This is a genomic window from Chryseobacterium angstadtii, from assembly GCF_001045465.1.
GTDB classification, from domain to species: Bacteria; Bacteroidota; Bacteroidia; order Flavobacteriales; family Weeksellaceae; genus Chryseobacterium; species Chryseobacterium angstadtii.
This window is the reverse complement of the sequence record NZ_LFND01000001.1, coordinates 232,134-252,571: the sequence shown is the minus strand read 5'-3', so window position 1 is coordinate 252,571 and position 20,438 is coordinate 232,134. Positions and strand designations below refer to the sequence as shown.

Sequence of the window (20,438 nt, the reverse complement as noted above, 5' to 3'; positions counted from 1 at the left end):
TTTTTTTACTTATTTAATTATTATCACAAAAAAAGTGAACCGGAAAGGTTCACTCTATTTGTTATGAATACTATAATTATGGAAGCATTGGTCCCGGGTGTGGTCCCGGATCCAGAACAAGGGGTCCGCAGAATCCTGTGGCCATAACACATGTTCCTCCCATACATATATGGCCGGTCATGGAAGTGGTTCCGTCAGGACATCTGATCATTCCTTCGCCACGTCCACTGCATTCTCTGTCTGAATAACATTCCAGGGCATGGACTAATGTTCCTCCAAATACCTCTTTCAGTTCTTTTCTTGAGATCTTTGATAAATGAGTTTTTTTCATGAATTAATTTTTTTTAGTTTATGGTATTAATTTGTATTCGTCTGAAAACGAATGTCTAATATAATAAAAAAATAAATCACTATGATGTTACATAATGATTTATTTATATTTTATTCAATTGTTATCTGAAGCAGGCTGAAGTCTAATTTTTTTTATCAGCTACCGCAGTACATATAATAAAGCGGCTTATCCTGTTTTTGTTCACCAGGACTTTGCGGAGTAAGACCTTCAAAAAAGAGATGATCTCCAAGTTCTTTGTTGCTAACCTGATTTTGTAACTGATGCAAAAGGTCCAGAGCTGTAAAATTGGTTCCGTTGGCTGCTTTCAGCGTTGCACACAGTTCTACCTGAAACATGCCATTTTCGCTGTTGTCTTGATGGAAAGGATCTTTTTCGCTTTCCAGTAGTGTTTCATTGGTACTGATATTTTCTTTTCCTCTGATCCATGCTTCGTAGCAAACATCAATTTCTGGTGCGTCAATAACTATTTTTTCAGGATCCCAGGAGGCTTTGTCCTTTAATATACGTTTCTGATAATCTTTAACTTCATTATTGAAATCTTCAATGCTGGGATAATTCTGGCGCTTAAATGCCCAGAAAATGTTGGATAGGATGCTCATTGGTTTTTATATGAATTTGATTATACAAAACTCTTGAAACAATATATGGTCAAAGATTTTTTTAAGGATTTTCCTTTGAAATCTCTCCGTGATGTTTCAGATATAGCGGCAAGGCTGCGGAACCGTACCACGGAAATATTTCATAGCTGAAAACGCCGGCCTGCACAGCGGGATCTGTTTTTACCCATTGCTCGGCCTCTTCTTTAGATTTGGTATTGAAAATGAACATACCACGATAGTTTTCTTTATTTTTTTCTAAAAACGGTCCGGCTACCACAATTTTTCCTTCATCGGCCAGCTTACCGATATTGGCCATGTGGCCTTTCATCACTTCGCCCATTTTGGCTTTGTCTTCAATTTTTGTGCTGCCTGTTGTAAGCATTACGATGGTGTAAGCTTTCATTCCGTATTGGTCTGCACCAAGAGAAGTGGCCAGTTCCTGGTTGAATTTTGGTTTTTCTGCCTTCTTTTCCTGTGCAAAAGATAAAGTTGCCATCAGGATGCTCAGGGATACGTAAATTTTTAGTTTCATAGCAATCAATGTTTTAATAATAAGTCTAATATCTAGTCTCCGAAGTCTGAAATCTAAAACCTAATCTTTTATTCTCAAAAACTCCTTAGCCAGTTCTATCATCTTAGGATCTCCGGTATATTTTCCATGTTCGTCTGAAAGTTTCACTGTTGGGATCCATTCTTTATTGGGTGCCTGTACACCGATCAATTTCATGACGATATTCATTGGTTTTAAGCCTACATCATTGGTAAGATTTGTTCCGATACCGAAAGAGACACCGATTTTTCCTTTGCAGTAATTGGTGATTTCTTCTACTTTTTCCAGATTTAAAGCATCAGAAAAGATAATGTATTTGAATAATGGATTAATACCGTTGTTTTTGTAATGTGCGATGGTTTTATCTGCAAATTCTAAAGGATCACCGCTGTCATGACGGACACCGTCAAAAAGCTTGGCGAATTTTTTATCGAACTGCTGGAAGAAAACATCCGTGGTATAGGTGTCGGAAAGGGCTACTCCAAGATCCCCTCTGTAGACATCTACCCAGTGCTCAAGTGCCAGTTCGTTGGCCATTTTAAATCCATATTCGGCAGCATGGAACATAAACCATTCATGAGCGTGAGTACCAATTGGTTTAACTCCGTATTTCATAGCGAAATGTACATTGGAGCTTCCGATGAATGTGGATTCTTTCTTTTGCGTTAAAGCTTCCATCACCAGATTCTGTACTTTATAAGAATGTCTTCTTCTGGTCCCGAATTCGGCAAAATTAACCCCAAGTCTTGCGAGTGAATCTGCTTTTTCTAAAGTTTTTTTCATTACAATTTCATTGGAATCTCTTTCCATATGATTCATCTCATAATGAAGTTCGCTGATTAAAGCGAGCAAAGGAACTTCCCAAAGAATGGTTCTGTACCAAAGTCCTTCTACGGTTACCGAAAGATCACTGCCTTCCTGGTGAATTTTTACTTCGGAAGGATCATAATGATAGCCTTCCAGGAAATCAAGATAGGGCAGATCTATATAAGGACAGGTTCTTGCCATGAATTTTTTTTCATCTTTGGTCAGTTTCAGCTCTGCCATTTTATTGACAGCTTCTTTTAATGCGGTATCAAAACCTTCCGGAAACTGATGTTTTCCTCTGTTGATGAATTCATATTTCACGATGGAGCTAGGAAATAGCTTTACCACCGCATTCTGCATGGTTATTTTATAGAAATCGTTATCAAGTATAGAGTTTAATCGAACGTCGTACATAATATGTGTGATTTTAACGCAAATATAGTTATTTAAAATAAAAATCGTCTAAATGTAAGACGATTTTTTTATTAATCAATTGATTTTTGTCGGTTACTTTCCTAAATAAGAATTGTACATCCATACTTCTTTTTCCTGTTCTGTGATGTAGTCGCTCATCTGGGAATTGGTTCCTTCATCTCCTGCTTCTCCGGTAATATCCAGAAGTTCTCTTTGCAGATCCAGAACTACTTTGAAGGAGCTTAGAATATTTTCTACACTTTTTGTACCGTCGCTTACCTCTTTACTTTCCTTAATAGTAGATACTTTCAGATAATCGGAATAATTGTGGGCGGGAGTTGCTCCTAATGTCAGTATTCTTTCCGCAATTTCGTCGATCTTCAATACAAGGCTGTTGTACAATTCTTCAAACTTCGGATGAAGGGTGAAAAACTGGTCTCCTTTGATATTCCAGTGAGAACCTCTTGTGTTCTGATAGAATATGGAATAGTTCGCTAACAGGGTATTTAATTTTTCTGAAATGTTTTTACAATCGGCCTCTTTCAGGCCGATAATGCTTGCATTTTTCATATGTTTATTTTTTTATAGTAACAAAATTAGAAAATATTGTGCCGAACAGGCCCCGATGCCGATAGAAGATAACTATAAGAAAATTTCTTAAAATAGTTTGGAAGTATTAATGTTGCAGACAAATGAAAAGCTTATTGATAACATCGGCTAGTAGATCATGTGTCTGTTTATTCCGTAGATCCTCATATTCATAATTCCTTAAAAGAGCATGTCAAAAACTTTGACTGGAATAAAAATGTGGATGTTGAAATAATGGAATAGATTTTACAATTATTTAATATAGAGTCATTAAGAAAAAATATTCCTCTGTTTTTTATATTTTCTCAATGAATATCGGGCCCCTGTTGTGGAACATTTCAGATGCGGTGTCTTTCATGTGTAAGTGTTTGATTTTAATTTTTATATAAGTTTTGCAGATTAAAAAAATATTCCTATTTTTGCACCCTAAAATAAAAAGCAATTAAATGCCTACTATTCAACAATTAGTAAGAAAAGGAAGAGCCACGCTTGCCAAGAAGAGCAAATCGGCTGCCCTAGATTCTTGTCCACAAAGACGTGGTGTATGTACGAGAGTATATACTACTACACCTAAGAAACCTAACTCTGCACTTAGAAAAGTAGCAAGGGTAAGACTTTCTAACGGTAAAGAAGTGAATGCCTACATCCCGGGCGAAGGACACAATCTTCAGGAGCACTCGATAGTATTGGTTAGAGGCGGAAGGGTGAAAGACCTACCGGGAGTACGTTACCACATCGTAAGAGGTGCATTAGACACCGCTGGTGTAAATGGAAGAACTCAGAGAAGATCTAAGTACGGAGCTAAGAGACCTAAACCAGGACAAGCAGCTGCTGCTCCTGCAAAAGGAAAGAAAAAGTAATCATTAAATAAGGTACAGAAGCAATGAGAAAGACAAAAGCGAAAAAAAGACCGTTGTTACCAGATCCTAAATTTAATGATCAATTGGTAACGAGATTCGTAAACAACTTAATGCTTGACGGTAAGAAGTCAATCGCATTCAAAATTTTCTATGATGCATTAGATATCGTAGAAACTAAAAAAGGGGAAACTGAAAAAACTGCCCTGGAAATCTGGAAAGATGCATTAACAAACGTTATGCCTCACGTAGAAGTACGTTCTAGAAGAGTAGGTGGAGCTAACTTCCAGATCCCAATGCCAATCAGAGCTGACAGAAAAATTTCTATGGCAATGAAATGGTTAATTAGCTACTCTAAAAAGAGAAATGATAAGTCTATGGCTTTGAAATTAGCTAATGAAGTAGTAGCTGCTTCAAGAGAAGAAGGTGCTGCTTACAAGAAAAAGAGTGATACTCACAAAATGGCGGAAGCTAACAAGGCGTTTTCACACTTTAAATTCTAATCTGAAATGGGAAGAGATCTTAAATTTACAAGAAATATTGGTATTGCTGCGCACATTGATGCTGGTAAAACTACCACTACAGAAAGGATTTTATTCTATACAGGGGTAAACCACAAGATTGGAGAAGTTCACGATGGTGCTTCTACAATGGACTGGATGGAGCAGGAAGCTGAAAGAGGTATTACAATTACTTCTGCAGCAACTACTTGTTCTTGGAACTTTCCAACTGATCAGGGAAAACCTGTAGCAGATACTAAACCTTACCACTTCAACATCATCGATACACCAGGACACGTTGACTTCACAGTAGAAGTAAACAGATCTTTAAGAGTATTGGATGGATTGGTATTCTTATTCTCTGCAGTAGATGGAGTAGAGCCTCAGTCTGAAACAAACTGGAGACTTGCTGACAACTACAAAGTTGCTAGAATGGGATTCGTAAACAAAATGGACAGACAAGGTGCTGACTTCTTAAACGTTGTAAAACAAGTTAAGGAAATGTTAGGATCTAATGCAGTTCCAATCGTTTTACCAATCGGTGCTGAAGAAGATTTCAAAGGTGTTGTAGACTTAATTAAAAACAGAGCTATCATCTGGGATGAAGCAGGACAAGGAGCTACTTTCGAAGTAGTGCCAATTCCTGAAGACATGAAAGCTGAAGTTCTTGAATATAGAGAGAAATTAGTAGAAGCTGTGGCTGACTACGATGAGACTTTGATGGAGAAATTCTTCGAAGATCCGGATTCAATCTCTGAAGAAGAAATCAACGAAGCTCTTAGAAAAGCTACTATTGATTTATCTATTATCCCAATGACTTGTGGTTCTTCATTCAAAAATAAAGGAGTACAGTTTATGTTGGATGCAGTATGTAAATACTTGCCTTCTCCATTGGATAAAGACGATATCAAAGGTACTGATCCAAGAACTGACGCTGAAATCACAAGAAAGCCATCTGTAGACGAGCCTTTCTCTGCATTAGCATTTAAGATTGCTACTGACCCGTTCGTGGGAAGACTAGCATTCTTCAGAGCATACTCAGGAAGACTTGATGCAGGTTCTTATATCTTGAACACCCGTTCAGGTGATAAAGAAAGAATCTCAAGAATCTATCAGATGCACGCTAACAAGCAAAACCCTGTAGAATATATTGAAGCAGGAGATATTGGTGCAGCGGTAGGATTCAAGTCTATCAAAACTGGTGATACTATGTGTGACGAGAAAAACCCAATCGTTCTTGAATCGATGGTTTTCCCTGATCCGGTAATTGGTATCGCTGTTGAACCTAAAACTAAAGCTGACCAGGATAAAATGGGTAACGCTCTAGCTAAATTGGCTGAAGAAGATCCTACGTTTACAGTAAGAACTGACGAGGCTTCAGGACAAACGATCATCTCTGGTATGGGTGAGCTTCACTTGGATATCATTGTAGACCGTATGAGAAGAGAGTTCAAGGTAGAAGTAAACCAGGGACAGCCTCAGGTAGAATACAAAGAAAACTTAACAAAAGTTGCTCAACACAGAGAAGTTTACAAAAAACAATCTGGTGGTAAAGGTAAATTTGCTGATATTGTATTTGAACTAGGACCTGCAGACGAAGGTAAAATCGGTTTAGAATTCATCAATGAGATCAAAGGTGGTAACGTTCCTAGAGAATTTGTTCCTGCCATTGAAAAAGGATTTAAAGCTGCAATGAAGAACGGTCCATTGGCTGGTTTCGAAGTTGAAGGTATTAAAGTTACTCTTAAAGATGGATCTTTCCACGCAGTGGATTCTGATGCTCTTTCTTTCGAATTAGCTGCTAAATTAGGATTTAAAGAAGCGGGACGTGCTGCTAAGCCAGTAATTATGGAGCCTATTATGAAACTGGAAGTTGTAACTCCGGAAGAATATATGGGTAACATCATTGGTGACCTTAACAAGAGAAGAGGTACTATCAGTGGTCAGGAAGAAAAGAACGGTGCTGTTGTAATCAAAGGTTCAGTTCCACTTTCTGAGATGTTTGGATATGTAACGACTCTAAGAACACTTTCATCAGGAAGAGCTACTTCTTCTATGGAATTAGAGAAATACGCACAAACTCCTCAAAACGTTGCTGAAGATATCATCGCTAAAGCAAAAGGTTAATTTTTTAAAGTAAAGAAATGTCACAAAGAATCAGAATAAAACTAAAATCTTACGATTACAACTTGGTAGACAAGTCTGCTGAGAAAATCGTAAAAACGGTAAAGGCTACTGGTGCTGTTGTAAACGGACCAATTCCATTGCCAACGAATAAGAGAATCTTCACTGTGTTGAGATCTCCGCACGTAAACAAGAAGGCTAGAGAGCAGTTCCAATTATCAGCTCACAAGAGATTGATGGATATCTACTCTTCTTCTTCTAAGACTGTTGATGCTCTAATGAAATTAGAACTTCCTTCAGGTGTAGACGTTGAAATTAAAGTGTGATAATTGAGCCTTTTGGCTTATCATCTTAATACAAATCCCTTTTCGAAAGAAAAGGGATTTTTTGTTTTAAGTCTTGAAATATATTTTTAACTAAATATCTAGTGATAAGTTCATGCTAATTCAGACATTATTGATATTTTTGAATAAAATTCGAACATGAAAAAACTGATTTTACTTTTATTTCCGTTGTTCTTTTCCGCACAAACCCACCGCTTTATTTATAAGTTTCAGTACAAATTGGATTCACTGGCAAAAGAATTTTCTCAGGATAATATGATCTTAGATGTCAATACAGACGATGTCAAATTTTATCCTTACTCTTATGCTGAAACTGATTCTTTAAATATTATTCGTGGCCAGAGAAGAACGAGATGGGATGATCATCTCCCTGCAGTGATCAGAAAGAAAAACTCCTTTGAAAATACCTCATTGATTTTGCTGAACGACTTTTTTTCTCTGCAGTCAACAGATAAAATGGACTGGAAGCTTCTCAATGAGACCAAAATTGACGGGCAGTATACATTGCAGAAAGCAACGACAACTTTTGGGGGAAGAAATTGGATCGCCTGGTTTTCCAAAAATGTTAATCTGAGTGAAGGGCCTTACAAGTTTCGGGGACTTCCCGGATTGATCTTCGAGATTGAAGACGATAAAAAGAACTTTATTTTTAAACTGTCAAAAAGTATGAAACTCCCTAAAACTTATGAAGCTAAATTCCTCGACAGTTTTCAGGGACGAAAACCAGTTCCTGTTACAGAAAAAATCATAGCAAAAAAACAAATGGAACTTTATGATAATCCTTTGAAAGACCTTGCAGAGGCATTCAGATCCAATACCAATCCGGAAAATACATTCTATGTTGCCGGAGTACAGGTTAAAAGTTTGGACCAGCTGAAAGGGATGTCTGATGAAGAGAGAAAAAAGATGATTAGGGAGAACAATCCCATTGAAATTGATAAAGCAATACGATATCCCGAGCCTAAAAAATAAAACACTCCGATAAAGTAAATTTTCAAATATTTTAAAGAGCTCAAGCGTCATAATCCTATACTTTACAATAACTATTGAATCCGTTTTTTCCAGAGACGGATTTTTTTATTTTCGACTCATAATTCCGATTGATGGTTTTAAAAACCGGGCTTTTTTCAAATGATGAATTTTTATAACGATTGCGTTTTTTTGAGTTTATATTTTTAAATAATTTGTGAGTTTTTGTAGGTTATTAAATTTGAATTAAAACTAATGGCTGTAATGATTCTACTTTTGAAATCTCATTACATTTGTTTCAGTTACACACAAAAATTTAATACAAAAAAACAGATGAAAAGCAAATCTATTTCAAGACGGTCTTATAAAGGCGGTCTGCTAATCACGTCGTTATTCTTTCTTCTTACCTCCTGCCAAAATGATGAAGAAACCAATATTGAACTTACAGCGTATCCTTCGGATATTATCAGTACGGCTATTTTTACATCCAATTTTCCTTCAGCGGTAGCAGAATCTCAGTCGCCAATCAACATTGAACCTTCCAAAGCAATCGTTTTTCACAGCAGCGATCCGGTTCTGCATTATGGTGCTGTTACCTTAAACTCCGTAGCGAATAATGCCGGTGAAAACCTGCGGGTGAATGTGAGTAATTCAGACAGCTTCAACAATTTTATTACCGTAGGCGGAAAGAAGTACAACCTTGTCAATTTTCATTTCCATTACAGCAGCGAACACACCATTGATGGGAAGTATGCTAAAATGGAAATTCATTTTGTAAATATTGCTGCGGACAACTCCTATGCGGTTTTGAGCGTAATGGTTGATGAAGGAAACGCCAATTCATCACTCCAGAATTTGTTCAACCAATCTCCCACAATGCCCAATGCAGTATATTCTCCTAATACGACCTTCGATCTTACTGCTCTATTTCCTAAAAATACAAGAGAATATTTTACCTACAACGGGTCTTTAACCACTCCCAATTTTGGAGCTGCATCTGCTGTTACCAACGGAGGTCCGGTTACATGGTTTGTTTTTAAAAATAAACAGCAGATTTCAAACGCTGAGTTTAATACTTACACCGGAATCTATCAGAATCCCAATTTCAGATCAATTCAGCCGCTGAATGGTAGAAAAGTATACATGAATCTTGGCTTCTAGTTTTATCTTATTCAATTGATATGGTATCCCTGTTTCCCGACAGGGATTTTTTAGCAGAGACCGTAGCTAAGTTCATTGTCGGGTGACATAAGTCATTTTTATTATTTTATTTAGAATTAATAAAAATAATATTTTTGCAAAAAAATATACGATGAATAAAGCAATATCTTTTTCATTGCTTGTACTCGGTGGAGTACTGGCGAGCGCACAGCAAAAAACGGATACTATAAAACATAAAAAGATTGACGATGTTGAGCTTTTTGGCGAAAAACATAAGCAGCCTCAAGGTTTGGAAACCATTACCCGGCTTCCTCTTAAACCCAGAGATCAGATCCAGAGTATTTCTATAATTTCCAATAAAGTAATAGAGCAGCTTGGAGGTTTAAATCTATCCGATGTAGCTAAAAACGTACCCGGAGTTACCCTGTTCAGCAGCTATGGAGGGAACAGAGAAAGTATGACCATCCGTGGTTACCGTGGGGTTCCGGTTTTAAAGAACGGGGTAGCGCAGGATTCGGATTTCCGTACGGCTTCTATACTTACTGATATGCAGGGGGTAGAGAGCATTCAGGTTATTAAAGGATCGGCGGCAATCACTCAGGGAGTCGGTAATGGGTTAGGAAGTGCAGGAGGTGTCATCAACGTAGTCACCAAGATTCCTAAATTCGTTAATGAAACTAATGTTGGACTAAGATATGGCAGTTGGAATACCATCAGACCTACTCTGGATTTCCAGCGTGTACTTGATAACAATAACAGATTGGCAGTAAGGCTGAATGCTTCATATACCAGTTCCGACGGATTCCGGAAACTTACCGGAAGCGACAGATTTTATATCAACCCTTCTTTCGTGATTAAGCCGGATGATAAAACTTCAATCATAGTAGAGATGGATTATATGAAAGATAATTCTGTTGTGGATCCAGGTACTGTAAACCTGGGGCAGGATACAGAATACAAAGTTTACGATTTACCGTTGAATCAATATTTAGGATTTAACAAAGATTATTCAAAAGTTTCATCTTACAACTTTTCAACGAGAGTTAACAGAAAGCTTACCGATAAATTATCAGTTCGCCTCCAGTATATGGCTTCTTCTTATGACAGAATGACAGAAGGGGTTTACATCACTCCTTTAAAATCTGCTGGAGTCATTGTGACGCCGAATCTAAGAAACAGAGCCTGGGAAAAGTACGGAACTGTAGATGAAAATAAAACCCTTCAGTTTGATTTCATTGGCCAGGACATCAAAACAGGGAGTATAAAACATACTTTCCAGATTGGGGCGGATTATAAAGACAGTAACATTACAACATCCACTTTTACGGCTTACAGAAATGATGGGACTGTGGTAAATACAGTAGATCAGATAGATGTTACTCAGAATATTTCTAATGATTTGCCGTATGATATTCATTTCAATAATCCGGTTTACAATACGGTGAAGACCCCAACTTACGGTCTCCTGGCACAGGCGGTTACAGAATGGCTGCCTTTTCTTAAGACCAATCTGGGCGTACGCTACAGTAAGCTAAACGGTAGACCCGAAACAGAACAGGAAGTTTCAGCATGGAATCCTTCTTTTGGTCTTATAGTGTCACCACTGAAAAATGTGAATATTTTTGGATCTTATACCAATACAACATCGCTCAGATCTGCCAATTTTAATCTTGAAGGAGGTGGGATTGTAGGACCTTCTACTACCGCACAATGGGAAGCAGGGGTGAAATCTGACTGGTTTAATGAAAGGCTGAGAGCCAATATTACCCTCTTCAGTATTTTAACCGATAATCTGTCTTATAATATTGTGAATCCGAATGGTTCGGTTAATAGAAACCTGTACGGATTAGCAGGAGATCTGAAAAGAAAAGGAGTAGAATTGGAGGTTTTAGGTAAAATTACCAATAACTGGCAGGTGATGGCAGGTTGGGCTTATCTGGATGCGCAGTATCAGAACAGCCCGGCTTATATGGATGGATCCAGACCTATGAATGCTCCCAAACATACTGCTAATGCGTGGATGAATTATCAGTTTAGTGAAGGAACACTGAAAGGATTCGGGGCCGGAGCCGGAGTGTACTATGTAGGAGAACGATTAGCTAACGAATACACAAGAATAGTGGCTTCCCACAATACAGTACCAGGAACCAATTATTTTGATTTCCCAAGTTATACCACAGTAGATGCTCAGCTTAATTATTCTTACAAAGGCAAAGCAGATATCAGATTGTTCATCAACAATATTTTTGATACCATAGGATATACTTCTTATTTCAGAGGAGGTTTTATTAACAGAACTGCTCCTAGAAATATTTCCGTACAGCTTAACTACAAATTTTAAAAAATAATAAGTATGAAAATGTTAAAGAAATTATCACTGATAGCTTTTGCCATACTGATGCTCTCTTGCTCAGGAGATAAAAAAGGTAAAGAAATAGATTGGATATCCTTAAAGAAAGATATACAGCTGGATCCTTCAAAAGAAAAGCAGTTTGATGAAATTATTGCAAAGTATACCAGGATTCAGGAAGATAACTACAATGCAGCACAGGGGCAGGGCAAAAAAATGAACCGTACAGCACTTCTCACCAAACAGGAAGAAGCTAGAGCACAACAGGCGCTTGAAATGGAAAAAGTACTGGATGCTCCACAAATGGAAAAGTTCAATAAGTTTGTAGACGAAAATTCCAGAAAAAGGCCGAGATATAATGACGCTCTTCTTCAGAAAATTAAAACGGAGGCACAGCTTTCAGAAGAAGAATTTGCGGTAGTGAACGCTGCCAATGATGCATTTGAAAAAGCATTTAATGATGCTCATGATGTATACCACGGAAATGATGATCTTGCCAAAGAATACTGGGATAAATTTAATGAGCAGAGAAAAGCAGCTATTCAGAAAGCACTTACCCCTGAACATTATACAAAATTCGAAGAGCTCATCAAAGAAGTTGAACTTAAAGAAAAAGAATAATCCTGTTTTAGGATAAATTACAGGAGATTGTTATTTTTTTACTTTGAAAAATTTATAGAGATGCTACCTTATACGGGGCATCTCTTTTTATTTATTAATCATTTAACATTTTTCTTAAAGGTATTTTTTAAGATTCCTGCAGATAATCAACATACCATATCCGGCAATTCTTTGTGATGAGAAATATCACCTGGTATTATTTATTTAGAATTATTAAAAATAATAATTTTGCAGAAAATTATCAGATGAATAAAGTAGTATCCTTTTCTCTGCTTGTATTGGGTGGGGTTTTTGTAAACGCACAGCAAGTGAATGATTCTATTAAAAAATCAAAAGAGATTGATGAAGTAGAATTATTTGGTGAAAAAAAGAAGCAGCCGGAAGGGCTTGAAGTCATTACCAGACTTCCTTTAAAAACCAGAGACCAGATCCAGAGTATTTCCGTGATCTCCTATAAAGTAATTGAAGATCTTGGAGGACTTACCGTAACAGATGTAGCTAAAAATATTCCGGGAGTTACCCAGTTTGGAAGCTATGGTGGTACCAGAGAAAGTATGTCTATCAGAGGGTATCGTGGAGTACCGGTATTGAAGAACGGAGTTCAGATGGACTCGGACTTCCGTACGGGAGCAATGCTTACTGATATGCAGGGTGTGGAAAGTATTCAGGTAATTAAAGGTTCTGCGGCCGTTACACAGGGAATTGGTGACGGACTTGGCTCTGCAGGGGGAGTGATCAACGTAGTAACGAAGGTTCCTAAGTTTATCAACCAAACCAATGTAGGGTTCAGATACGGAAGCTGGGATTTTTACAGACCTACCGTAGATTTCCAGAGAGTGCTGGATTCTCAGGGAAAAGTGGCCGTTAGATTAAATGCTGCTTACCAGAACAACAACAGCTTCAGAAGATTTATTCATACAGACCGTATTTATGTAAACCCATCTATCGCATTCCGTCCGGATGACAAAACGGAAATTGTAGTTGAGATGGATTATATGCACAACAATACAACTCCGGACAGAGGAACCGTAAATCTTGCTAAAGGAAATGTAGAAGCCATATACAAAATGCCGGGAAGAAAATTCCTGGGCTTCGCTTCAGATAACGCGGAAATTGAGACATTCAATTTCTCTACGACAGCCACCAGAAAACTGACCGAAAAGTTAAAGTTAAGAGCAGCTTTCATGAGCTCATCTTACCAGTCTGAAATTGTGGGTGCCGCTTTAGCTCCTCTGAATAGAAACAATCCAAATGAATTCCGTAACAGAACACTGACCAGATCAGACAGGGAAGATTTGAACAAAGTCCTTCAGTTTGACTTTATCGGGGCAGATGTGATGACCGGGTTTATGAAACATACCTTCCAGGTAGGATTCGACTGGAAAGAATCTAATGTGACCACCACTTCATATGATGCTACAAAAGTAATTGACAGGATTAATGTTCTGAATGACGTTAGCAATATTCTTCCTGAAGGAGTGGCTATTGATTTAAAAACCGCTAAAGTTGTTAATGCAGTAGCACCTACTATGGGATTAATGGCGCAGGATGTCATTACCTTCAATAAATATATTAAAGCACACTTAGGACTTCGTTACAGCAGGCTGATTGGTTCGGATAAAGAAAAAGACTATGCATGGAACCCTTCATTAGGAATTATGATTTCTCCTATTGAAAACATGAATGTGTTCGGATCTTATACCAGTACTACAGCTCTGAGAAATTCTAATAATCCATTGGCAGCAGGAGGTACCGTTGGAGCTTCCACTACAAAACAGTGGGAAGCAGGGATTAAGTCCGATTGGCTTAACGAAAGACTGAGATTTAATGTTACTTTCTTTGATATCAATACCGATAATTTATCATATGAAATTATTGGAAACGGAGGAAACGGAACCGGTAAATATGCTTTAGCCGGAGAACTGAAAAGAAAAGGAATGGAAGTGGAATTGATCGGAAAAATCCTTCCAAACCTTCAGATTATGACAGGTTGGGCTTATGTAGATGCTCAGTATAAAGACAGCCCTTCATTTGTAACGGGATCTGCTCCTATCAATACCCCTAAACATACGGCAAACGGCTGGCTGAATTATAAATTTAATACCGGAGCTCTTACCGGACTTGACGTGGGGGCAGGGATTTATTACGTAGGAACCAGACCGGTAGATGATTATAAACTTGAAGTTATATTAGATAATGGCCATGTGAACGGAACACAGCCGGGTGAGAAGCCTTTCAATATGCCGGAATACACTACGGTAGATGCTCAGATTGGGTACAGCTTCAAAAACGGATTGGGATTAAGAGGTTTCTTCAACAATATCTTCAATACAGTAGGGTACAACTCTTATTTCAGAGGAGGATATATCGATCAGATCCAACCGAGAAACTTTGCGGTACAGGTAAACTATAAATTCTAATTAACAAAATTATTCGTTATGAAAAGTATAAAAACAGTATTCTTAGCCCTTGCTCTTGGTGCAGTTTTAGTTGCATGTTCAGGAGACAAAAAGAAAGGAATTGACTATGCTCAGTTCAAAACTGAAATACAGCTTACTCCGGATCAGGTGAAAAGCTTCGACGAGATTACCAAAAAATACCAGGATCTTCAGGAACAGAACTTCCAGGCTGCAAAAGCGCAGGGTGGAAATATGGACCGAGTAGCTCTGGGAATTAAAAATGAAGAACTGAGAGCACAGCAGTCTGTAGAAATGGCTAAAGTTCTTGATGGTCCGCAAATGGAGAAATTCAACAAATTCGTGGATGAAAATTCAAGAAAGAGACCGAGATACGACAATGCTCTTTTGGAAAGAATAAAAACGGAAGCACAGCTTTCAGAAGAAGAATTCGCGGTAGTGAACGCTGCCAATGATGCATTTGAAAAAGCATTCAACGATGCTCACGATGTGTACCACGGAAATAATGATCTTGCTAAAGAATACTGGGAGAAATTTGATGCTCAAAGAAAAGCAGCCATTCAGAAAGCACTTACTCCCGAACATTATACCCAATTCGAGGAGATTGTAAAAGACATTAAATTCAAAGGAAGAAAGTAATCAGATCTAAGACTTGATTAAGATTTGATAAGGGAAGAGGAAAGTTATATGAGTCTGTAACTGTCTTTTTGCCCGGTTAATTAAAGATGACAAAAATCTTTTTTAAACTAAGATCAATTCCATCATCAGTCTTTCAATTTTCATCCTGAATTAAAAACATTCATATCAAATTTTAATTAGAAAACATTAAGGCAGAATTCCTGTCTTAATGTTTTTGCTGTTAAGATGAATACGCTTCCCAACCCGGCACCCCGAATCTCGTATCCCGAAACCCGAAACCCGCACCCAATGAAATCACTATTTAAAACCCTTTACCGGAAAAGAAGAAAAAATGAATCACTCATCAAATACCTGATGTGGATGATGCATCTTTGGCTGGGGCTTCTGTCGAGTATAGTTGTATTGATTATGTGCCTTACGGGATGTCTGTATGCCTTCAAAAACCAGATCATAGACCTTTACAACAGTGATAAAGTTTACATCTCTCCAGGCTCATCCGCTTCCCGGAATCCGGATCAGATTCAGGCGGAATTATTGAAAAACGGAAAAGAACTTACATCCCTGTTAATTCCCGAAAGCAAAAGCAGAAGCTATGTGATCTCCTACAAAGAAAATCAGCTGGATAAAAGCTCATACTATAATCAGTATACCGGACAGATCCTGGGGCAGGCGGATACAGGAGCCAATCGTTTTTTCGAAATAGTACTAGATATCCACAGAAACCTGATGATGGGAAATGTCGGACGCCAGATTGTAGGAGCATCTGTCCTTATATTCTGTCTGCTCCTCATTTCCGGATTCATTTTGTGGCTTCCTAAAAAACTGAAATTTCTGAAACAGGGACTTACCGTAAAATTGAAAGCCAAATTCCAGCGTGTGAATTACGATCTGCACAATACATTGGGATTTTATACTTTTTTAATGCTGTTCTTCATCGCGGTTACAGGTCTATATGTTACCTATCCGTGGGTGAAAAATGCTCTTATTGTAAGTTTGGGAGGCTCGTCAATTGATCATATTGCTGAAGATAAAAGTGAAGATGATCCTTTCGGAGTACTTATGGAAGATATGCTTCAGAAGCAGAATGAAAAAAAGAATCTGAAGAATACGGCTTCTGCATCGATTGATAAGATCCTGGAGCTTTCCAACAAGCAGCTTCCTTATACGGCGGTTACCAGCATTGAACTTCCCAACAAAGAAAACCCGAGATATGTAGTCATCAAGACCAATACCCAAAATTTTCTGGGCATGATGCTTCCGGATGAAGTCACCTTCGATAAAACAGGAGTTTTTAAAACAAAAGAACTCTTTTCCGACAGACCGTTGAATAAACAATTTACCGCTCTGGCGAAACCCCTGCACACAGGAGAGATTATGGGGCTTCCAAGTATTATTCTCTACTTTATGGTTTCATTAATTGGCTGCTCGTTACCGGTAACCGGATTTCTGATTTGGTGGCACAGGTTTAAAAAAACGAAGTGATTGTAAGAAGAGAAGTGTGGTGAAGAAAAGAAGATGGAAGCTTGGGGATGGAAGTTTATTGAAGTCTGAATGACGACTGTTTTTCTTTTAATTAACCTGAATGAATGACCACAACTATCCTTGTCAAGGTTCAAAACCTTGACAAGGATGTTTCAGGTTAAGCATAATAAGACTTATAACATATTTACAAAAAACACCGAACTCAGGATAAACTTTTTAATATAAATACAGAAAACAATCTGCTTCATCCGCTCAATCCGCGAGAGACAAAAAAGCAACACCATCTCCCAACTCCCATCCCCACAAATATTCCAACTTTCTTACACCCGATTCAAGTTAATTCAATACATTTATTAAAAGAATTGACAGCATGAGCCATAAAAACAATAATCTTTTTGAAAAATTTTCAGACTGGGCTACCAAGTTTACAGGAAGTTCAATGGCATTCATAGGTGCAGTACTGATTGTAGTGATATGGGCCGTATCGGGACCTGTTTTTAATTATTCTGAAACCTGGCAGCTCGTCATTAATACCGGAACCACCATTATCACTTTTCTGATGGTATTTTTAATTCAGAAAGCACAGAATAAAGATTCGAAAGCAATACAGATTAAGCTCAACGAACTGATTGCGGCCCATGAAAAAGCAAGCAACAGAATTGTAGATATTGAAGACCTGACGGAAAAAGAACTGGACCAGCTTCACTGCTATTATGAAGAACTGGCTAAGTTTGCGAAAGAAGATGCAGATATTCATACCTCGCACTCCATAGATGCGGCGCAGCGAAATCAGGATTACAAACATGAATTCTTTAAACGGAAACATGAAGAATGGCTTTCCAAACAGCAACAAAAAAAGGAATCATAGCGATTCCTTTTTCTTTTATATCAATGTATGTTCAATTATCTTCTCAGAAAATATCCGAAATAGCTACAGCTTCCCGATAGTCCTTTCAAAGTTTCAGTATCGGCATACTGAGATTTCAGCTGGGCAAAATAAGTTCTGTATTTTTCATTTCTGATATTGTCGAGCTCGTTTTGGTGAGCCTGTTCTTTTTCAGAATATTTAGGATCCGAATAATTGATATTCACCTGGTTTTTCGCTTCATATTGATAATATTTCCCCTGTTCTGCACTCGCCATCTGGAAAAGAACTCTGGCTCTCTGTTCCTTGTCTTGTGAAAGCTTCAGCGTTTTTTGGTAATAATTGATGGCAAGATCAAAATTATCAGGTTCAATATAAGTGGTATACAGGAAGTTTTTGTAATAATATTTATAAGGATTCTTTCTGTCCGTATTCCAGAAATCATACTTTCCTCCGTTGCTGTTGTCGATATCCATTACGAAAAGCTGTCGGTAATACCCCAAGCTTGAAGTATTATAGAGAAGGTTTCCTATAAGCTGGTTGGCTTTGGCTGCCTTTTCATCTGTTCCGGCGCTGATCTTTTTAAGCTGAATCAAAGCATCCGTCAGTTCAAGCTTATTCATGCTTTCTTTAATGAATGGGAATGCCGAATAATCTTCAGCTTCCATACTTTCCGTTTCAGCACTTCCGAAACTTTCCCACATATTGTGCCCGAAAACAAGATTCGAAATGTCTTTGAAGCCATTGTATTCACCCGGAGCATATTGTTTTGGAGTGATTACTTCTCCTTTATCGGTCCAGTCGTAATTCATTCTCGGGATGCCGGCGAAACTTTGTGCTTTTTCGTAATAGGATTTTGCTTTTTCGAAATCGGCCTGTTTCATCGCCCTGTCACCGTAAATCATACTGAAGAAGGCATCAATGTTTCCTACATTATCCATATTCTTAGCGATGATCTGCTGCTCAAACTGAGTCTTATTTGGTTTTTTGTAGAAGTCTTCAACACTTTTAACCAAACTTGAATTTGGGTTGTACTGAAGATCCGACAGTTTGTTGTTCATCAGGAACGATTTTCCGTCTTCTCCCTGAAGGAAATAACGGTTGGCCAGAACATCTTTAAGGAAATCTGCAGTAGACGGTGTTTCCCCGTAATAATCATAATCAGAAGTCGCTGTGCTGTCTTTCTTTATTTCTTTTTTTACAAAATAATCAGCATAGTCTTTCATCAGATGATCTTCGAATTCTGCATCTATTTTTGGATGAGACACAATATCATTCAGAACCTTCATTCTTTTAATTTCTTCCAGATATTCCGGATTCGTGGTTTTAATATCTTCCAGGATTTCCGTACTTGTCTTATAGTCTTTTTTAAGGAATTTCAGGTAAGCATCAGCAATCTGCCAGTATTCATCCTTAGAGACTTTGGCGGTTTTCTCTGCGAATTTTTCCAGATCGTCCAGATAATCTTTTGTTTTCTCATCGTAGCCGTAGCTGGATTTTGTGTAGAACGGAATTCTGTCCGGGTTGTTCAGCAGTTCATCATCGCTCTGCTTATTTTTATCTCCGTTGGCTCCATCCGATTTTGATCCTCCAAACAGATTTTTAAAGAACCTTACAATCTTTTGCCAGAACGAAAGCTTCTCTTCTTTTTTTGCTTCGGCAGGTTCCGCAGTTGAATCCTTAGATGTTTTGTCATGATCATCCGCATTCCCTCTCATTACGTTGGGACTGTCTGTAGCGTCCGATGTGTAATAATAAATAGGAAGATAACTTCTTTCCAGTTCATTGATACTTCTTACGGCCATCACTTTCAGAATTTCTGAATCCGGGTTGATGTCATACATCTTTTCCATGATAGGAATAGGGTTGTTGAAACCTTCATAGCCTAAAAGGAAATACGCCATATTTTTCTCATCATTGGTGCCCGCTCTTTTCATGATGTTGCTGAAAGAAGCCGTATCCGAAAGTTTCATCGAAACAAAAGCAGATTCTTTACGGTCTTTGCTGTTCATGAAAACCTGGAAAAAGTTCCAGTTGGCATCACTGTTCATTTCTTTCCCCCTTTGAGCACCTGCAAGCTGATCCAGTGCCATAAAATACACCGTGCCTTTCTGTTTGATGGGCTCTATATAGGTTTTGAACGCTTCAAGAGCAGCATCGTAATTTCTTGTATAATGATTGAATCTTACCAACTGATATCCGTAACGCTGCTTGATTTCCGGATTTCGGGTGGCATTGTACAAAGAAGTCAGTGCATTCACTGTTTTAGCATAATCAATGGAAGTGGCGTTTAGACTCTTTGACGGGCCGCTGTTGTAAAAAGAGTCCGAACTTTCCACATAATTAATACTCATGTACGGCTCCAGGTATTTGGCTTCAATTAAATAATCGATGCCTTCTTTATATTTTTGGTAGAATCCTGTTCCCAGTTTTTGCAGCAAAGGATTACCCGGATTTCCGTTTTTTAAAGCATTGAGGTCGTTCATGCTTATCTTATACACCAGATTCTCTGTTTCTGCATAGTTGAGCTGGTTGTTGAAGAATTTCTTCCAGGTCTCGATATTATCATCAGGAATCGTCATGCCTTTATAATCACCATAAAACCTGTTTGAATACGTGAGTAAAAAAGGAAGATAAGACTTATCCTTAATGATGCTCTGCGTAAACAGGTTGAAATATTCATAATCAGGATCTGACCACGCGCAGGCGCGAGATTCAGTATAAAACAGCGATAGAACCGCCAGTGAAAGAATATACTTTTTCATATAGTTAATGGGTGTTTTTATTTTTATAATTAAA

18 protein-coding genes are annotated in these 20,438 nt (G+C 38.0%); 12 read left to right on the top strand and 6 right to left on the bottom strand.

Annotated features, from left to right (window positions below):
- Window positions 1-76 precede the first annotated feature (76 nt).
- The 5 genes from ACM46_RS01135 to ACM46_RS01115 all read right to left on the bottom strand — a co-directional run bounded on the left by ACM46_RS01135 (window position 77) and on the right by ACM46_RS01115 (window position 3,292).
- Complete coding sequence (locus ACM46_RS01135; RefSeq protein WP_048504789.1) at window positions 77-331, bottom strand: hypothetical protein; 255 nt, start codon at window positions 329-331, stop codon at window positions 77-79.
- Window positions 332-486: 155 nt separating this feature from the next.
- The gene (locus ACM46_RS01130) at window positions 487-951 is read right to left on the bottom strand and encodes a hypothetical protein (RefSeq protein WP_048504788.1); all 465 of its coding nucleotides are present in this window, start codon (window positions 949-951) and stop codon (window positions 487-489) included.
- Between the two features lie 61 nt (window positions 952-1,012).
- Entirely contained in the window at window positions 1,013-1,483 is a 471-nt protein-coding gene (locus ACM46_RS01125; RefSeq protein ID WP_048504787.1) for a YciI family protein, read from the bottom strand.
- A 60-nt stretch (window positions 1,484-1,543) separates the two neighbouring features.
- Complete coding sequence (gene pncB, locus ACM46_RS01120; protein WP_048504786.1) at window positions 1,544-2,722, bottom strand: nicotinate phosphoribosyltransferase; 1,179 nt, start codon at window positions 2,720-2,722, stop codon at window positions 1,544-1,546.
- A gap of 93 nt (window positions 2,723-2,815) precedes the next feature.
- The gene (locus ACM46_RS01115) at window positions 2,816-3,292 is read right to left on the bottom strand and encodes a Dps family protein (protein WP_048504785.1); all 477 of its coding nucleotides are present in this window, start codon (window positions 3,290-3,292) and stop codon (window positions 2,816-2,818) included.
- Between the two features lie 464 nt (window positions 3,293-3,756).
- Here ACM46_RS01115 and rpsL point away from each other — a divergent pair, with 464 nt between their 5' ends.
- From rpsL to ACM46_RS01055, 12 genes are all read left to right on the top strand, one after another.
- Complete coding sequence (gene rpsL / locus ACM46_RS01110) at window positions 3,757-4,170, top strand: 30S ribosomal protein S12 (RefSeq protein WP_002983146.1); 414 nt, start codon at window positions 3,757-3,759, stop codon at window positions 4,168-4,170.
- Window positions 4,171-4,193: 23 nt separating this feature from the next.
- Window positions 4,194-4,670 carry a 30S ribosomal protein S7 gene (gene rpsG, locus ACM46_RS01105; RefSeq protein WP_027387226.1) on the top strand — a complete coding sequence of 159 codons (477 nt, stop codon included), beginning with the start codon at window positions 4,194-4,196 and terminating at the stop codon, window positions 4,668-4,670.
- 6 nt (window positions 4,671-4,676) lie between these two features.
- A complete protein-coding gene (fusA, locus tag ACM46_RS01100) occupies window positions 4,677-6,794 on the top strand; it encodes an elongation factor G (protein WP_048504784.1) in 2,118 nt (705 codons plus the stop codon).
- Window positions 6,795-6,811: 17 nt separating this feature from the next.
- Window positions 6,812-7,117 (top strand): 30S ribosomal protein S10, encoded by a 306-nt coding sequence (gene rpsJ / locus ACM46_RS01095; RefSeq protein WP_002661363.1) that lies wholly within the window; start codon window positions 6,812-6,814, stop codon window positions 7,115-7,117.
- 156 nt (window positions 7,118-7,273) lie between these two features.
- Complete coding sequence (locus ACM46_RS01090; RefSeq protein WP_048504783.1) at window positions 7,274-8,107, top strand: GLPGLI family protein; 834 nt, start codon at window positions 7,274-7,276, stop codon at window positions 8,105-8,107.
- Between the two features lie 330 nt (window positions 8,108-8,437).
- On the top strand, window positions 8,438-9,265 hold the full coding sequence (locus tag ACM46_RS01085; RefSeq protein WP_157859410.1) for a carbonic anhydrase family protein: 828 nt from the start codon (window positions 8,438-8,440) through the stop codon (window positions 9,263-9,265).
- A 151-nt stretch (window positions 9,266-9,416) separates the two neighbouring features.
- Window positions 9,417-11,606, top strand: a complete 2,190-nt coding sequence (locus ACM46_RS01080) for a TonB-dependent siderophore receptor (RefSeq protein ID WP_048504781.1) — start codon at window positions 9,417-9,419, stop codon at window positions 11,604-11,606.
- Between the two features lie 12 nt (window positions 11,607-11,618).
- Window positions 11,619-12,236, top strand: a complete 618-nt coding sequence (locus ACM46_RS01075) for a hypothetical protein (protein WP_048504780.1) — start codon at window positions 11,619-11,621, stop codon at window positions 12,234-12,236.
- 245 nt (window positions 12,237-12,481) lie between these two features.
- Window positions 12,482-14,656 carry a TonB-dependent siderophore receptor gene (locus tag ACM46_RS01070; RefSeq protein ID WP_048505544.1) on the top strand — a complete coding sequence of 725 codons (2,175 nt, stop codon included), beginning with the start codon at window positions 12,482-12,484 and terminating at the stop codon, window positions 14,654-14,656.
- Between the two features lie 18 nt (window positions 14,657-14,674).
- Complete coding sequence (locus ACM46_RS01065; protein ID WP_048504779.1) at window positions 14,675-15,292, top strand: hypothetical protein; 618 nt, start codon at window positions 14,675-14,677, stop codon at window positions 15,290-15,292.
- A gap of 288 nt (window positions 15,293-15,580) precedes the next feature.
- Entirely contained in the window at window positions 15,581-16,774 is a 1,194-nt protein-coding gene (locus ACM46_RS01060) for a PepSY-associated TM helix domain-containing protein (RefSeq protein WP_157859409.1), read from the top strand.
- Between the two features lie 370 nt (window positions 16,775-17,144).
- Window positions 17,145-17,642 (top strand): low affinity iron permease family protein, encoded by a 498-nt coding sequence (locus ACM46_RS01055; protein WP_048504777.1) that lies wholly within the window; start codon window positions 17,145-17,147, stop codon window positions 17,640-17,642.
- Window positions 17,643-17,677: 35 nt separating this feature from the next.
- On the opposite strand, the gene ACM46_RS01050 is transcribed toward ACM46_RS01055, so the two are convergent.
- Window positions 17,678-20,404 carry a hypothetical protein gene (locus ACM46_RS01050; protein ID WP_048504776.1) on the bottom strand — a complete coding sequence of 909 codons (2,727 nt, stop codon included), beginning with the start codon at window positions 20,402-20,404 and terminating at the stop codon, window positions 17,678-17,680.
- Between the last annotated feature and the right edge of the window lie 34 nt (window positions 20,405-20,438).